The 15,328-nt window shown below is 71.7% G+C and carries 11 protein-coding genes; 2 read left to right on the forward strand and 9 right to left on the reverse strand.

The features are described 5' to 3' along the window. Positions 1–6 precede the first annotated feature (6 nt). The 3 genes from ABTY98_RS26400 to ABTY98_RS26410 are packed head-to-tail and all read right to left on the reverse strand — an operon-like array spanning position 7 to position 4,072. The gene (locus tag ABTY98_RS26400; protein ID WP_352223459.1) at positions 7–1,605 is read right to left on the reverse strand and encodes an acyl-CoA carboxylase subunit beta; all 1,599 of its coding nucleotides are present in this window, start codon (positions 1,603–1,605) and stop codon (positions 7–9) included. After that, positions 1,602–3,269 carry an acyclic terpene utilization AtuA family protein gene (locus ABTY98_RS26405; RefSeq protein ID WP_352223586.1) on the reverse strand — a complete coding sequence of 556 codons (1,668 nt, stop codon included), beginning with the start codon at positions 3,267–3,269 and terminating at the stop codon, positions 1,602–1,604. Before ABTY98_RS26405 ends, ABTY98_RS26400 begins: the two co-directional genes overlap by 4 nt. Before the next feature lie 8 nt (positions 3,270–3,277). Then, a complete protein-coding gene (locus ABTY98_RS26410; RefSeq protein WP_352223460.1) occupies positions 3,278–4,072 on the reverse strand; it encodes a TIGR03084 family metal-binding protein in 795 nt (264 codons plus the stop codon). A gap of 239 nt (positions 4,073–4,311) precedes the next feature. Between ABTY98_RS26410 and ABTY98_RS26415 the strand changes: the two genes are divergently transcribed. Both ABTY98_RS26415 and ABTY98_RS26420 read left to right on the forward strand, forming a co-directional pair. After that, positions 4,312–5,376: a permease gene (locus tag ABTY98_RS26415; RefSeq protein WP_352223461.1), complete on the forward strand. Its 1,065-nt coding sequence runs from the start codon at positions 4,312–4,314 to the stop codon at positions 5,374–5,376. After that, on the forward strand, positions 5,373–6,125 hold the full coding sequence (locus ABTY98_RS26420) for a TIGR03943 family putative permease subunit (RefSeq protein WP_352223462.1): 753 nt from the start codon (positions 5,373–5,375) through the stop codon (positions 6,123–6,125). The genes ABTY98_RS26415 and ABTY98_RS26420 overlap by 4 nt, the downstream gene beginning before the upstream one ends. Here ABTY98_RS26420 and ABTY98_RS26425 read toward each other — a convergent pair. The 6 genes from ABTY98_RS26425 to ABTY98_RS26450 all read right to left on the reverse strand — a co-directional run bounded on the left by ABTY98_RS26425 (position 6,095) and on the right by ABTY98_RS26450 (position 15,287). Further along, positions 6,095–7,156, reverse strand: a complete 1,062-nt coding sequence (locus tag ABTY98_RS26425; protein WP_502994360.1) for an EamA family transporter — start codon at positions 7,154–7,156, stop codon at positions 6,095–6,097. The genes ABTY98_RS26420 and ABTY98_RS26425 overlap by 31 nt on opposite strands. A gap of 486 nt (positions 7,157–7,642) precedes the next feature. Further along, positions 7,643–9,835 carry an ABC transporter ATP-binding protein gene (locus tag ABTY98_RS26430; RefSeq protein WP_352223463.1) on the reverse strand — a complete coding sequence of 731 codons (2,193 nt, stop codon included), beginning with the start codon at positions 9,833–9,835 and terminating at the stop codon, positions 7,643–7,645. A 93-nt stretch (positions 9,836–9,928) separates the two neighbouring features. Beyond that, positions 9,929–10,057, reverse strand: coding sequence for a hypothetical protein (locus ABTY98_RS26435; RefSeq protein WP_352223465.1), 129 nt, complete (start codon positions 10,055–10,057; stop codon positions 9,929–9,931). Between the two features lie 250 nt (positions 10,058–10,307). Further along, the gene (locus tag ABTY98_RS26440) at positions 10,308–11,441 is read right to left on the reverse strand and encodes a lipid II:glycine glycyltransferase FemX (protein WP_352223466.1); all 1,134 of its coding nucleotides are present in this window, start codon (positions 11,439–11,441) and stop codon (positions 10,308–10,310) included. 169 nt (positions 11,442–11,610) lie between these two features. Then, a complete protein-coding gene (locus tag ABTY98_RS26445) occupies positions 11,611–12,399 on the reverse strand; it encodes a metallophosphoesterase family protein (RefSeq protein WP_352223467.1) in 789 nt (262 codons plus the stop codon). Further along, positions 12,396–15,287, reverse strand: coding sequence for an FAD-binding and (Fe-S)-binding domain-containing protein (locus tag ABTY98_RS26450; RefSeq protein WP_352223468.1), 2,892 nt, complete (start codon positions 15,285–15,287; stop codon positions 12,396–12,398). The genes ABTY98_RS26445 and ABTY98_RS26450 overlap by 4 nt, the downstream gene beginning before the upstream one ends. Positions 15,288–15,328: the final 41 nt, after the last annotated feature.

Consider the following 15,328-nt stretch of genomic DNA (forward strand, 5'->3'; position numbering starts at 1 on the left):
GATCCCTCACATCCGGAAGACGCCGAAGCCGCCCCGCGCGCCCTCGTAGGGGGCCGTGTGGATGGCGGACAGGCACAGGCCGAGGACGGTGCGGGTGTCGCGCGGGTCTATGACTCCGTCGTCGTACAGCCGCCCGGACAGGAACATGGGCAGCGACTCGGACTCGATCTGCTGCTCGACCATGGCGCGCATGGCTGCGTCGCCGGCCTCGTCGTACGGCTGTCCCATCGCGGCCGCCGACTGGCGGGCGACGATCGAGAGGACGCCGGCGAGTTGCTGCGGACCCATGACGGCCGACTTGGCGCTGGGCCAGGCGAACAGGAAACGGGGGTCGTAGGCGCGCCCGCACATGCCGTAGTGGCCGGCGCCGTAGGAGGCGCCCATGAGGACCGAGATGTGCGGGACTTTCGAGTTACTGACCGCGTTGATCATCATCGCGCCGTGTTTGATGATCCCGCCCTGCTCGTACTCCTTGCCGACCATGTAGCCGGTGGTGTTGTGCAGGAAGAGGAGCGGGATGTCCCGCTGGTTGGCGAGCTGGATGAACTGGGCGGCCTTCTGCGACTCCGCGGAGAACAGGACGCCCTGTGTGTTCGCCAGCACCCCCACGGGATAGCCGTGCAGGGTGGCCCAGCCCGTCGTCAGACTGGTTCCGTACAGCGGCTTGAACTCGTCGAAGTCGGAGGCGTCGACGAGCCGGGCGATCACCTCACGCGGGTCGAAGGGGATCTTGAGGTCGCCGGGGACGATGCCCAGGAGTTCGTCGGCGGAGTACTTGGGGGGTTGTGCCGGGCCCGGATCCTGGTGCGCCTTGCGGTGGTTGAGGCGGGCGACCACCCGGCGCGCCTGGCGCAGCGCGTCCGGCTCGTCGACGGCGAAGTAGTCGGCGAGACCCGACACGCGCGCGTGCATCTCCGCGCCGCCCAGGGACTCGTCGTCGCTCTCCTCGCCGGTGGCCATCTTCACCAGGGGCGGTCCGCCGAGGAAGACCTTGGCGCGCTCCTTGACCATGATCACGTGGTCGGACATGCCGGGGATGTAGGCGCCGCCGGCGGTGGAGTTGCCGAAGACGACGGCGACGGTCGGGATACCGGCGGCCGAGAGCCGGGTCAGGTCGCGGAAGATGGCCCCGCCCGGGATGAAGATCTCCTTCTGCGAGGGCAGGTCGGCGCCGCCGGACTCGACCAGGCTGATGCAGGGCAGCCGGTTGGCGAGGGCGATGTCGTTGGCGCGCAGGGCCTTCTTCAGCGACCAGGGGTTGCTGGCGCCGCCGCGCACGGTGGGGTCGTTGGCGGTGATCAGGCACTCCACGCCCTCGACGACCCCGATCCCGGTCACCAGCGAGGCGCCGACGGCGTAGTCGCTGCCCCAGGCGGCCAGCGGCGACAGCTCAAGGAACGGCGTGTCGGGGTCGAGGAGGAGTTCGATGCGCTCGCGGGCGAGGAGTTTGCCGCGTGCCCGGTGCCGTGCGACGTACTTGTCGCCGCCGCCCGCGAGGGCCCTGGCGTGCTCGGCCTCCAGGTCGGTGAGCTTGGCGAGCATGGTGTCGCGGTTCGCCCGGTAGTCGGGGGTGTGGGTGTCGAGCGTGGTCTCGATGACCGTCACAGCAGGGCCTCCGGGATGTCCAGGTGGCGGGAGCGAAGCCATTCGCCGAGGGCCTTGGCCTGGGGGTCGAAACGGTGTTGGGCGGCCACACCCCGGCCGAGGATGCCTTCGACGGTGAAGTTGACGGCGCGGAGGTTGGGCAGGAGGTGCCGGGTGACGGTCAGTTCACGGCTCTCGGGTATGAGGTGCCGGAAAGTGTCGACGGTCAGGGTGTGCGCGAGCCACCGCCAGGCCTCGTCCGAGCGCACCCAGACGCCGACGTTGGCGTTCCCGCCCTTGTCACCGCTGCGGGCCCCGGCGACCAGGCCGAGGGGCGCCCGCCGGGTGGGACCGGCCGGGAGCGGCTCGGGCAGCGGCGGTCGCGGCGGATCCTGGAGTGCGAGGGTGTCCTGGGCCGGCGGCACAGGGATCCGTCGCCCGTCGTGGAGGACGGCCACATGGGGCACCTCGCCCTGGGGGACGTACACGTCCTCGAAGACCCCATAGGGCGCGCCCTTGCCAGGTGGTGCGAGCACATGGAAGCCGGGGTAGCTGGCGAGTGCCAGTTCCACGGCGGCTCCGCTCAGCGCCCGCCCGACGGCTTCCTGGTCCTGGTCCCGTACGACGAGCCGCAGCAGTGCGCTGGCCGTCTCCTCGGTGTCCGCGTCGGCCCGGTCGGTGCGCACCAGCTCCCACCGCGCCTCCTGCGGGGGCGACTTGGCGAGGGCGTCGGCCATCTGCTCCTGTACCAGATCCGCCTTGGCCTCGATGTCGAGCCCGGTGAGGACGAAGACGACCTCGTTGCGGAAGCCGCCCAGCCGGTTGCGGCCGACCTTGAGGGTCGGGGGCGGTGCCTCGCCCCGCACGCCCTCGATCCGTACCCGGTCCGGGCCGTCCTGGCTCAGCCGTACGGTGTCGAGGCGGGCGGTGACGTCGGGGCCGGCGTACCGGGCGCCGCCGGTCTCGTAGAGGAGCTGGGCGGTCACCGTGCCGACGTCGACGAAGCCGCCGGTGCCGGGGTGCTTGGTGATCACGCAGCTGCCGTCCTCGTGGAGTTCGGCGAGCGGGAAACCGGGCCGCCGGAGATCTCCGGAAGCCTCGTTGAAGAACGCGTAGTTGCCGCCGGTGGCCTGGGTTCCGCACTCCAGGACGTGTCCGGCGACGACGGCGCCCGCGAGCCGGTCGTACTCCTGCGGCCGCCAGCCGAAGTGGGCGGCGGCCGGTCCGGTGACGAGGGCGGCGTCGGTGACCCGGCCGGTGACCACGACGTCGGCGCCGGCCCGCAGGCACTCGGCGATCCCGAAGCCGCCGAGGTAGGCGTGGGCGGCGAGGCTGCCGGGGTGGGCGGCGGTGAGGTCGTCGCCCTCCACATGTGCGACGCGCACGGGGATGCCGAGCCGGTCGGCCAGCGTCCGCACCGCGTCGGCGAGTCCGGCGGGGTTGAGGCCGCCGGCGTTGGTGACGATCCTTACGCCGCGTTCCTGGGCGAGGCCCAGGCAGTCCTCCAGCTGGCGGAGGAAGGTGCGGGCGTATCCGGCGCCGGGGTCCTTCAGCCGGTCGCGGCCCAGGATGAGCATGGTCAGCTCGGCGAGGTAGTCGCCGGTGAGGACGTCGAGTTCACCGCCGGTGAGCATCTCGCGCAGGGCGTCGGAGCGGTCGCCGTAGAAGCCGGAGGCGTTGCCCATGCGCAGGGTCACGCGGTGCCGCCCTTCGGGGTGCGGCCGGTGCCGGGCGGGCCGGCGAAGGCCTGGGCGATGTCGAGCCAGCGGTCGGCGTCGGGGCCGACGGCGCGCACGGCGAGGTCCCTCCGGTGGGCGCGCTGGGTGACCAGGAGGCAGAAGTCGAGTGCGGGGCCGGTGACGCGCTGCGGGGCGGCTTCGGGGCCGTAGGTCCACAGCTCGCCGTCCGGGCCGGTGATCTCCACCCGGAACTCCTCGGTGGGAGGGGTGAGGCCGTGTACCAGGTAGGCGAAGTTCCTCGCGCGCACCCCGATGCGGACCACATGTCGGAGCCGGGCGGTGGGGGCGCGGACCACACCCAGGGCGTCGGCGATGTCCTGGCCGTGGGCCCAGGTCTCCATAAGCCGGCCGGTGGCCATGGAGGCGGCGGACATAGGCGGCCCGAACCAGGGGAAGCGGGTGCCGGGTGCGGCCTCCCGCAGGGCCCGGTCGAGCGCGGTCCGGCCCTCGCGCCAGCGGGACAGCAGCTCGGCGGGCGGGAGCCGGGCGCCGTCCTCGGCGCCCTCGTCGACGAACGTGTCGGGGGCGGCGAGAGCCTTCTCGGCCTCCGAGCGGAAACCGTCCTCGTCCGTCACGGCGAGCAGTGCGGCGCGGTCGGTCCAGTGCAGATGGGCGATCTGGTGGGCGATGGTCCAGCGGGGCGCGGGGGTGGCGAGAGCCCACCGCTCGGTTCCCAACCCGGCTACCAGCCGGTCGAGTTCCGTGCTCTCCTCGCGCAGGTCGTCGATGACGGGCGTCGGCTCGGACATGGGGAGGAGCATGGCAGCGAGCCAAGAAACAATCAAGCACGCTTGCATGAATTTGCGTCCACGGCCCGCCGCGGGAGCTTGCCCCGGGGACGGTCCTTGGCGACATCCGGGGCGGCCGTGGGACGTTCATGGGGCATTCCTTGGGACGGCCAGTCGCGGCCACGGCGCCCGTATGCCCTATGTTCGATGCGGACATCCGGCGATGGAGCGATGTGCGAGGCGTGCGGGACGTGCGGGACGTGCGGAGGACAGACGAACTCGCCGTGGGGGCGGAGACGACGATCGTCGTAGACCCCACGGCAAGCGGTCGTACGGCTGCGGAGGGGGTCGCGGACACACCCTCGCGTGAACTCCCCCGCTACTGGCCCCTGCTCCTCGTGGCCGCCGCCGTCCTCCCCGGTACCGCCCTCTTCCTCCTCGGCCAGGGCGTGAGCAAGGCCGCGTTGCAGGCCTGGCAGACGGTGTGCCTGGCGGTCGTCGTGCAGGCGACGCCGTTCCTGCTGCTCGGTACGGCGCTGTCGGGGGCGATCAACGCGTTCGTGCCGGAGCGGGTGTTCACCCGGCTGCTGCCGAAGCGGCCCGCGCTGGCCGTGCCGGTCGCCGGGCTGGCCGGGGTCGTACTGCCGGGCTGCGAGTGCGCGTCGGTTCCGGTGGCGAACAGCCTGATCGGGCGAGGGGTCACCCCGGCCGCCGCCTTCGCGTTCCTGCTCTCCGCGCCCGCCATCAACCCGGTCGTGCTGACCGCCACCGCCATCGCCTTCCCCGGCACCCCCCTCATGGTGCTGGCCCGGCTGCTCGCCTCACTGGTCACCGCTGCCGTGATGGGCTGGCTGTGGCTCTGGCTGGGGCGGGAGGAGTGGCTGCGGCCCGCCGTACGGCACACCGGGCACCGGCCGGGGCACAGCCGCTGGACGGAGTTCCGGCGCGGCTTCCAGCACGACTTCCTCCAGGCGGGCGGCTTCCTGGTGATCGGCGCCATGGCCGCGGCCACCTTCAATGTGGCGGTGCCGCGCTCGGTGCTCGACACCTTCTCCGGTTCGACGTGGCTGTCGGTGCTGTTCCTGGCCGCGCTGGCGATCATCCTCGCGGTGTGTTCGGAGGCGGACGCGTTCGTGGCGTCGTCGCTCACGGGCTTCTCGCCCACTGCCCGGCTGGCGTTCATGGTGGTCGGCCCCATGGTCGACCTCAAGCTGATCGCGTTGCAGACGGGTACGTTCGGCCGGGCCTTCGCGGCCCGTTTCTCGGCCGCCACGACGGTCGTCGCGGTCCTGTGCAGTGTGCTGGTCGGAGGGGTGCTGCTGTGAGACGTCCGCTTCAGGTGACCCTGCTGGTCCTCAGCGGCCTCGGCCTGCTGCACGCCTCCCTCTTCACCGACCTGTGCCTGCGCTACGTCAAGCCCGGGATGCGTCCGCTGCTGATCGCGTCGGGGTTCGTGCTGCTGGTGCTGGGCATCGTGGAGGCGGCGGCGAGAGAGGGCAGGAAAGGGCACGGCAGGCATGGCGGCCACGAAGACCACCACGCTGACCACGACCACGACCACTCCGCCGTCCCCCGGGTCGCCTGGCTGCTACTGCTCCCCGCGCTGAGCCTGCTCTTCTACGCCCCGCCGGCGCTCGGCGCGTACACCGCTTCGCGCCAGCCCGCCAAGGTCGTGGCGGAGCAGGACGACTTCGATCCGCTGCCGAAGACCTCACCGCTGCCCATCACCCTCACGGACTTCACCACCCGCGTGCAGCAGGACCGCACGCTGGCCATCAAGGCGCGGACCGTTGAGATGAGCGGGCTGGTCACGCCCGTCCCAGGGGGCGGGAGCTGGGATCTGACCCGGATCATCATCTCGTGCTGCGCGGCCGACGCGCAGTCCGTGAAGGTGCGGATCTACGGCAGCAGCATCCCGGCCGCCAACACCTGGGTGTCGGTGACGGGCAACTGGCATCCCGGCGGAAAGCTGGGCACGAAGTCGGCGCCGGTCGCGCTGGACGCCCAGACCGTGAAGAAGATCCAGCGGCCGTCCAACGGCTATCAGGACGCGCTGCCCTTCCCGTCCGCCTGAAGGCCGGCCGCCGTCTCAAGACCCGCAGCCGCCTCAGGACCGGCCGCGGCCTCAAGGCCCGCCGACTCAAGGCCCGCCGACTCCAGACCGGCCGCCGCCCGCCGGCCGCGGCCCACCTGGGTGCGGACCGCGCCGATGCTCGCCGCGATGACGAGGGCGATGGCGGCCGCCTGGGTGGCTGTCAGGGCCTGGTCGAGGATGAGGAAGCCGGCGGTGGCGGCGATGGCCGGTTCCAGGCTCATGAGAACGGCGAAGGTGTGCGCGGGAAGGCGGCGCAGGGCGAGGAGTTCGAGGGTGTAGGGGAGGACGGAGGAGAGGATCGCGACCGACGAGCCCAGGGCGACGGTGGTCGGGTCGAGGAGCTTGGTACCGGCGTCGGCGATGCCCAGCGGCAGGAAGAGCAGGGCCGCGACCGCCATGGCCAGGGCGAGGCCGTCGGCCTGCGGGAAGCGGCGGCCGGTACGGGCGCTGAAGACTATGTAGGCGGCCCACATGGCGCCGGCCCCCAGGGCGAAAGCGACACCTGTGGGGTCGAGATCGCTGAAGCCTGCGCCGCCGAGGAGGAAGACACCGGCCAGGGCGAGTCCGGCCCACACCGCGTTGACGGCGCGCCGGGAGGCCAGTACGGACAGGGCGAGCGGGCCCAGCACTTCGAGGGTGACGGCGGGGCCCAGCGGGATGCGGTCGACGGCCTCGTAGAAGAGGCCGTTCATCGCGCCCATGGTGACACCGAAGACGATCACCGTGCCCCAGTCGGTGCGGGAGTGGCCGCGCAGCCGGGGCCGGCAGACCACGAGCAGGACGACGGCGGCCGCGAGGAGCCGCAACGTCACCACGCCGAGCGCACCCGCCCTGGGCATCAGGGTCACCGCGAGGGCACCACCGAACTGCACGGAGATCCCGCCGGCCAGCACCAGACCGACGGGACCGAGCGAGCCGAGTCGGCCCGGGATGCCGGTGGCAGCCGGCGCGGACACCGGGGCGGGCGTGGGCGTCGACGTCGGCTGCTGTGAGGTGCTGGAGGTGGTCAAGGGTGGTCCTGGGGTTTCGTCGTTCAGTTCGATGCACTTCTCAGTCCAGGGTAATGGACTTCGACAGGCGCGTGAACCCCTTATGGGACTGTCCTGGATGGTGAGATAGACGCACGGTGGCCTGCTCACCACCTGCCTTGCCGCGGGCTGTGCCCAGGGCACGGCCGGGACAAGGTGGAGGTAGCCCCTCCGCGACAGGTCCGGGTAGCCGAACCGTTCGGCGACCGCGAGGAACGCCCGGTGATCACGCGGGCCGATGGGCAGGGCCGAGGCCTTCAGCATCCGCAGGAAAAGCCGGAAACCCAGGTCCACGTCGACTCTCTCCACCACCTCGGTCACAGCGGACACCAGGCCGGGGAGCGCGGGACGCCAGACGCGGTTCTCCGTCACGGCCGCCAGTCGGGGCGCCACGCCGTCGATGGGCTCCAGGAGCGCCGTGCGCAGATCCGGATCAGGCGCCGGCGCCGGCGGCAGTCCGACGGCGGCTCAGATGCCGGGCCAGGGCTCCTCGTCACGGAACAGGGGCCGACCGTCGGGGAGTGTGGACGGGACGTTCGCGCCGTAGTCGGCCTCCATCGGCACCCCGGTCGCCATGGGCGCCGCCTCCATGTGGGCCGCCTCCATGTGGGCCCCGTACACGGGCTGGGGCCATAGCCCCGCGGCCGCGTACACGTCGTAGTCGTACACGTTCCCGTACGGCTGCTGGTACCCGTACCCGCCAGCCTCCGCCCCGGCGTAGGAAGCCCGGGGTACGGCCACAGGCTGCCCCGCCGCCGGTGTGCCCTGGTCGGCGAAGAGTGGGAGCCGTAGCTCGCCGGTGTCCATCACCGCGTTGTTCTGGGAGCGGTGGAGCCGGGAGTAGGCGCCGCCGTGGGCGAGGAGTTCGTCGTGGCGGCCGGTTTCGACGATACGGCCGCGGTCGACGACGAGGATGCGGTCGGCGTCGGGGGCGAGGTTGAGGTCGTGGGTGATCATGATGGTCGTGCGGCCGCTCATCAGGCGCCGCAGCGGCTTGACGACGCGGCGCGCGGCCATCGCGTCCAGGCCGGTGGTCGGCTCGTCGAGGACGAGGACGGGGGCGTCGCGCAGGATCGCGCGGGCGATGGCCAGGCGCTGGAGCTGGCCGCCGGAGAGCCGGGCCGAGTTGGGGTCGACCTTGGTGTCGTAGCCGTCGGGGAGCCGGACGATGAAGTCGTGCGCGTCGGCGGCCCTGGCGGCGTCCTCGATGGCCTGTTCGCTGGCGCCGGGGCGGCCGCAGGCGATGTTGGCGCGGACGGTGTCGTGCAGGACGAGGGTCTCCTGCGGGAGCAGGGTGATGTACTCGCGCAACCGGGCCAGCGGGAAGTCGCGGAGCGGGACGCCGTCGAGGAGAACCTCGCCGCTGTCGGGGTCGTAGAAGCGGAGCAGCATCTTGGAGACGGTGGACTTGCCTGCGCCGCTGGGCCCGGTGATGATCACGAGTTCGCCGGGGCTGACCGTGAAGGAGAGGCCCTCCAGGGCTGCCCTGTCGGCGCCGGGGTAGCGGAAGCCGACGTCGCGGAGCTCGACGGTGCCGTCGGGGCGGCCGGTGTCGGTGCCGGTGCCGCGGCGCGGGTCGGTGACCGACGGCTTCACGTCGAGGATCTCGATCAGCCGTTCGGCACCGGCCGTGGCGGCGGTGACGGTGAGGCCGAGCTGGGCGAGGCCGCGCACGGGCGGGTAGAGGTAGCCGAGGAAGGCCGAGAAGGCGAGGAGCTGGCCGAGGGTCATGCGGCCGGTGGAGATCTCCCAGGCGCCGATGCCGATCACCGCGAGGACGCAGACGGTCTCGATGACCTGGACGAGCTGCTCGTAGGCCTCGTTGAGGCGGGTGGAGCGGACGGAGGCACGGAACCAGGCGCTCGCCTCCTCGTTCAGACGGCGGCGCTCGGCGTCACGGCGGTCGTACGCCTGTGTCAGCACGATGTTGCCGAGGGACTCCTCGACGACGGAGGTGATGGCGCCGTCGGCGACCCGGCCCTCCCTGGACACGTCCTTGATGGAGCCGGAGAAGCGGCGGGCGGCCAGCCAGAACAGGGGGGCGAGGACGAAGGTCGCGGCGGCCAGGTCCCAGCGCAGCCAGAATGCGGCGGCCGCGTAGAACAGGGCACTGAACAGGGCCGATGCGGCGCCGACCAGCCCGGACACGACCATGGTCTCGATGGCCTCGACGTCGCTGGTCAGACGGGAGAGCAGGTCGCCCTGGCGGTGGCGCTGGAAGAAGTGCGGGGGCAGCTGCTGGACATGGTCGAAGACGTGTTCGCGCAGCCGCATGACGAAGCGTTCGGTGACCCAGGCGGCGATGGAGTTGCCGGCGTATGCGACGATCGCGCCGACCATCGCGATGCCCAGCCACTGGCCGGCCGGGCTCCAGAAGGCGCGGAGCGAGCCCTGCTGCAGGGCGTGGTCGGTGAGGTCGCTGAAGAGCAGGATGGCCTCGGTCTCGGCGAGCGCGGCGATCACCGTGCACACCCAGACGATCACCAGCCAGCCGCGCAGGCCCCGGGTCAGCGGCCAGAAGCGGCGGAAGGCGGTGCGGGCCGGGATGGCGGGCGTGTAGTCGGCGTCCTCGTCGTACTCGTCGTACTCGTCTTCGTCCTCGTATTCCGAGTCGTCGACTTCGTACTCGTATTCCGTTCCTCCACTCTCCTTTGCGCGCATTTCCCACGACCTCCGCTCTCCGACGCTGGAATTACGGGAATTCAGGAGTGAAAAAGGACCGACGGCGAACCGTCGGTCCTTTTTACAGCCGGCTCAGCCGTCCTGGCCGGGGATCGGCTTCGGAAGCGGCTTGTGGGCCTTCTTCTTCGGCTTCGGCGGGGGCGGCGGGGGCAGCTGCTTCTTGGGCTTGGGGGGCAGCGGGGCGAGCTTCTTGAGGCTCATTCCGACTCCTTGAGAGTTCGAAGTGCAAGTGGTGCAGGATGGAGCGAGAATTCTCTTGGGCAACGTCCGGGGATTTCGGATCGTCATCCTCGGCAATCCCCGCCGCCCGACACCGATGAACTTACACGGCCCGGATCTCAAGGAACAGCAAAGTCGGCTTGCGAAAGGCAAACAGGCGCTGTGAATACCTGGGTAACAGCTGTATAACGGCCCCGAACCTGAGAGTTCTCTTATGAACCTGAGAGCCGGCTTATGAAGCGCGGCGGGCCATGTACACGTCGAACGCCTTGTGGAGCAGCTTGTTGAGCGGGAAGTCCCACTCCCCCAGATACTCGACGGCCTCCCCGCCTGCGCCGACCTTGAAACGGAGCAGCCCCAGCAGGTGGTTGGACTCCTCCAGGGTGTCGGTGATGCCTCTGAAGTCGTATACGGAGGCACCGAGTTCGTGGGCGTCGCACATCATCCGCCACTGGATGGCGTTGTTGGGCTGGACCTCGCGCCTGCGGCTGGTGGAGGCGCCGTAGGAGTACCAGACGTGCCCGCCGACGGTGAGCATGGTCGCGGCGGCGAGCACCTCGCCCTCGTGGTGGGCGAGGTAGAGGCGCATACGGTCGGGGTGTTCGGCGGTGAGGACGGTCCACATGCGCTGGAAGTAGGAGAGGGGGCGCGCGATGAAGCGGTCGCGCTCGGCGGTCTCGGCGTACAGCGTGTAGAAGGCGGGCAGGTCCTCGTATCCGCCGCGGACGACCTTGACCCCGGCCTTCTCGGCCTTCTTCACATTGCGCCGCCACTGCTGATTGAGCCCGCGCTGGATGTCGTCCAACGACCTTCCGGCGAAAGGAACCTGGAACACATACCGGGGCTGCCCGGCCGCGAACCCCTCCTCCCCGCCCGCCTCCGCCTGCCGCCACCCCATCCGGCGCAGCCGTTCGCCGAGTTCGAGGGCACGGGGATCCTTCGAGGTCGCCTCGGCGTCCCGCAGCCGCCGGGCGGCGGGATCGGCGATCGCCTCCTTCACCGCGTCCGCACTCCACCGTCGTACGACGACCGGCGGCCCCATCTTCACCGCGAAAGCGCCGCGCTGCTTCAGATACGCCAGGAACGGATCGAGCCAGCGCTCGAGCCCCGGGTCGTGCCAGTCGATGACAGGCCCCTCCGGCAGATAGGCGAGACACCGCTTCACCTTGGGCAACGCCCGCAACAACACCAGCCCGGCCCCGACGATCCGCCCCTCCCCGTCGAACCAGCCCAGACTCTCCGCCCGCCAGTCGGCCTTCACATCCCCCCAGGACGGCAACTGCATATGGCTGACGGACGGCCGGGAACCGGCGAAGGCGAGATGCTCGGCACGGCTGATGGGCTGAAGGCGAAGGGCTGCTGTCATCGGCGGGGGCTCCTCGGCTGCGGGACCGGTCATTTCCGTCAAGGACAACAGACGCACCCCGAGCGGTTGCCTTCCCCACGCCGCCGAGGACCGCGTGTCACGGAAACGCTCACCGACGCTCCGGGCTGCCCGGCCCGGACCGTCCTGAGCTGCGCCCGCCGGACAGGCCTCAAGGAGCCTCGGTGGCCGCCGCCCTCCCGTCCCTCGGCCCGAACACCGCCAACGCCTCCGTATCGGTCACCCGGGAGTTGAGGTAGCAGTCCGCCCACTCGGCGATGTCCCGGTACGCGCACTCGGCACGGAGCCGGGCCACCGCCGCCGGGATGTCGTACGACGTCACACGCAGGTCGGTCCCGGGGCCCAGGAGGCACCAGTGGGCGCCCGGACGGCCGTAGGGCATGCCCACGCTGCCGGGGTTGACGACCAGGCGGCCGTGGGCGAGGCGGGTGAACGGCATGTGGGTGTGGCCGCAGACGACGGTTCCGATGTCGGGGCCGATGCCGGCGAACACCTCCGCCCAGCGGTCCGAGGGGGAGTCGACCAGGACGACCTCCTCGTCGTCGCGGGGAGTCGCGTGGCAGAACAGGACCCGGCCCATGCCTCGAATCGTGAGAGTGGCCGTCTTGGGGAGGGCAGCGAGGAAGTCGACCTGTTCGGCGGTGAGCGCGTCCGCCGCGAACGGGCCTATCGGGTCGGGGATTTCGGTACGTTCGCCCCGGCGGTACTCGACCAACTCCCGGTCCGCGTTTCCCGACAGCCACAGCACCCGGTCGCCCAGCTCGCGCAACGCGTCGATCACCTGGCCCGGTTGCGGGCCCGCCGTGATGTCGCCGGTGAGGACGATGCGGTCGGCCGTGGACACGTCCGGTTCCGCGAGGACCGCCTCAAGCGCCGGCAACACCCCGTGGATGTCGGAGAGGACCGCCACCCGGTTCCATCCAGCCTCGCGCAAGGTCACTTCCCCTCCCCCTCCAACCCCTCCGCCAGCACTTCCGCCAGATGCCGCCCCCGCACCCCCGCCAGCTGTTCCAGCTGGGTCCGGCAGGAGAAGCCGTCCGCCAGGATCACCGTGTCCTCCGCCGCCTCGGCCACCGCCGGCAGCAACTGTTCCTCCGCACACGCCCTCGACACCTCGAAGTGGCCTTTCTCGAAACCGAAGTTGCCGGCCAGGCCGCAGCAGCCGCCCGTCAGGTCACCGTTGAGGGCGGCGGCCTGGCGGAGGCGGCGGTCGGCGGTGTCGCCCAGAACCGCGTGCTGGTGGCAGTGGGTCTGACCGGTGACCGGGCGGTCCAGGCGGGGCGGCGCCCAGTCGGGGGCCAGGCGTTCCAGGGCCTCCGCGAAGGTGACCACCGCCCCCGCGAGGTGTGCCGCACGCGGGTCGTCCGGGAGGAGTTCCGGCAGATCCGCGCGCAGGGCTGCCGCACAGCTGGGTTCCAGGACCACGAACAGGGGCGCGTCCCCCGGTTCCGGGACCAGGAACGGCTCCAGCAGATCCAGGGTGCGGCGCAGCACAGCGCGGGCACGGTCCAGTTGGCCCGTCGAGATGTACGTCAGTCCGCAGCAGGCCCGGGAGAAGCGGCCGAGCCGGCCCGGGAACAGGCCGGGCCACCGGGCCCTCCCACCTCGCGTCGGCAGCTCCAGCACTCCCACTCCCGCCGTCTCCAGCACCCGTACGGCCGCCCGGCCCACGGACGGTGACAGGTACTCGGTGAACGTGTCCGGCCAGAGGAAGACCCTGCGCACCGGAGGGTCCGGGTGGTGACCCGGCCGCGCCTCCGCCGCCCAGCCGCGCGGGCGCCGCCGCTGCCACCGGCTGAAGGGCTCCCTCGCCAGGCGCGGGATCCCGCGTTCCGGTGCGATACCGCCCAGGCGTTTGGCCAGCGCCGCCAGCGGTCGTACCGAGGCGAGCGCGTTGGCCGCCCACGCCGTGCGGGTGCGGGCCGTCAACTCCAGCCACCTCGGCAGCCAGCCCATGCTGTAGTGCGACGAAGGACGGCGACGGCCCTCGTAGTGGTGGTGCAGGAACTCCGCCTTGTATGTCGCCATGTCCACCCCTACCGGGCAGTCCGACCGGCAGCCCTTGCAGGACAGGCACAGGTCCAGCGCGTCCCGGACCTCCTCCGAGCGCCAGCCGTCCGTCACCAGCTCGCCCGCCAGCATCTCGTGCAGCAGCCGGGCCCGGCCGCGCGTCGAGTGCTCCTCCTCGCCCGTCGCCCTGAACGACGGGCACATCACGGAGGAGCCGGACACCGCGGTCGTACGGCATTTCGCCACACCCACGCAGCGGCGGACGGCCGCGGAGAAGTCGCCGTCGTCGGTGGGGTAGGCGAAGGCCACCGGCAGTGACTCGCGGGGGAGGACGGAGAAGCGGAGGTTCGAGTCCAGGGGGGCGGGACGGACCAGGATGCCCGGGTTGAGGAGGTCGTCCGGGTCCCAGAGGGCCTTGGCGCGCTCGAAGAGAGTCACCATCTCCTCGCCGTACATCCTCGGCAGCAGTTCCGCTCTCGCCTGGCCGTCCCCGTGCTCCCCGGAGAGCGAGCCGCCGTGGGCGACGACGAGGCCGGCCAGCTCCTCCGAGAAGCGGCGGAAGCGGGCCACACCGGCCTCGCTGAGCAGGTCGAAGTCGATGCGGACGTGGATACAGCCGTCACCGAAGTGGCCGTACGGGGTGCCGCGCAGGGCGTGGGCCGACAGCAGGCCTCTGAAGTCCCGCAGGTACGCGCCCAGGCGGGCCGGCGGTACCGCGCAGTCCTCCCAGCCGGGCCAGGCCTCCCTGCCGTCCGGCATCCGTGTCGCCGTACCGGAGGCGTCCTCGCGGATGCGCCAGAGTGCGCGCTGCCCGGCCGGGTCGGTGACGACCAGCGCGTCGAGGACATCCGCCGCCCGGACGACCGACTCCGCACGCGCCCGTGCCGCCGCGGCCGAGTCCCCGCCCGTCTCCACGAACAGCCAGGCGCCACCGCGCGGCAGTCCGGCCGGGGACCGCACCAGGTCGGCGGCCATGCCCTCGACCGTCAGCGGGGCGGCGGCGAGCAGCCCGGCCGCCGCCTCCGCCGCCGCGCTCTCGTCGGCGTACCCCAGCACCGCCAGCGCACGCGCGCGGGGTGACTCGACAAGGCGGACGGTCGCCTCCGTGAGGATTCCCAGCGTGCCCTCGCTGCCACAGAAGGCGCGGGCCACGTCGGCGCCCCTCTCGGGGAGCAGGGCGTCCAGCGCGTAACCGGAGATACGGCGGGGCAGCTCCGGGAATCCGGTGCGCAGGCGGGCCAGATCCCCGGCCACCAGTTCGCGCAGGCCCTCCGGTGCCCCGGCCCAGTCCTGCCCCAGCCGCAGCCGCCCGCCCCGCGCGGTGATCACGTCCAGCTCCCGGACGCTGTCCGCCGTCGTACCCCAGGCCACACTGTGCGAGCCGCACGAGTTGTTGCCGATCATCCCGCCGAGCGTGCAGCGGCTGTGCGTGGAGGGGTCGGGGCCGAAACGCAGGCCGTGCGGGGCGGCGGCCTCCTGGAGACGGTCCAGGACCAGCCCCGGCTGGACGACGGCCGTACGGGTGGACGCGTCCAGGTCGACCAGACGGTTCATATGGCGGGTGAAGTCAAGGACCACGCCCGTGCCCGTCGCCTGCCCCGCGATGGACGTGCCCCCGCCCCGGGCGACCACCGGCACCCCGTGGGCACGGCACACCTCCAGTACGGCCGCCACGTCGTCCGCGTCCCGAGGGGCCACCACCCCCAGCGGGACCCGCCGGTAGTTGGACGCGTCCATGGTGACCAGCGCCCGCGACGTGATGCCGAACCCCACCTCGCCCCGGACGGCCCCGCGCAGTTCAGCCTCCAGTTCGACCATGTCTCCCAGTCTGCCCGCCGGCACCGACAGTGACGCGGGAC

This window comes from Streptomyces sp. NPDC096040 (assembly GCF_040303265.1).
GTDB lineage: Bacteria > Actinomycetota > Actinomycetes > Streptomycetales > Streptomycetaceae > Streptomyces.

Coding starts and splice junctions, on each gene's coding strand:
- ABTY98_RS26410 (WP_352223460.1), bottom strand. CDS start 4,072: ATGTCCGAGCCGACGCCCGTCATCGACGACCTGCGCGAGGAGAGCACG.
- ABTY98_RS26430 (WP_352223463.1), bottom strand. CDS start 9,835: ATGCGCGCAAAGGAGAGTGGAGGAACGGAATACGAGTACGAAGTCGAC.
- ABTY98_RS26440 (WP_352223466.1), bottom strand. CDS start 11,441: ATGACAGCAGCCCTTCGCCTTCAGCCCATCAGCCGTGCCGAGCATCTC.
- ABTY98_RS26405 (WP_352223586.1), bottom strand. CDS start 3,269: ATGGGCAACGCCTCCGGCTTCTACGGCGACCGCTCCGACGCCCTGCGC.
- ABTY98_RS26435 (WP_352223465.1), bottom strand. CDS start 10,057: ATGAGCCTCAAGAAGCTCGCCCCGCTGCCCCCCAAGCCCAAGAAGCAG.
- ABTY98_RS26450 (WP_352223468.1), bottom strand. CDS start 15,287: ATGGTCGAACTGGAGGCTGAACTGCGCGGGGCCGTCCGGGGCGAGGTG.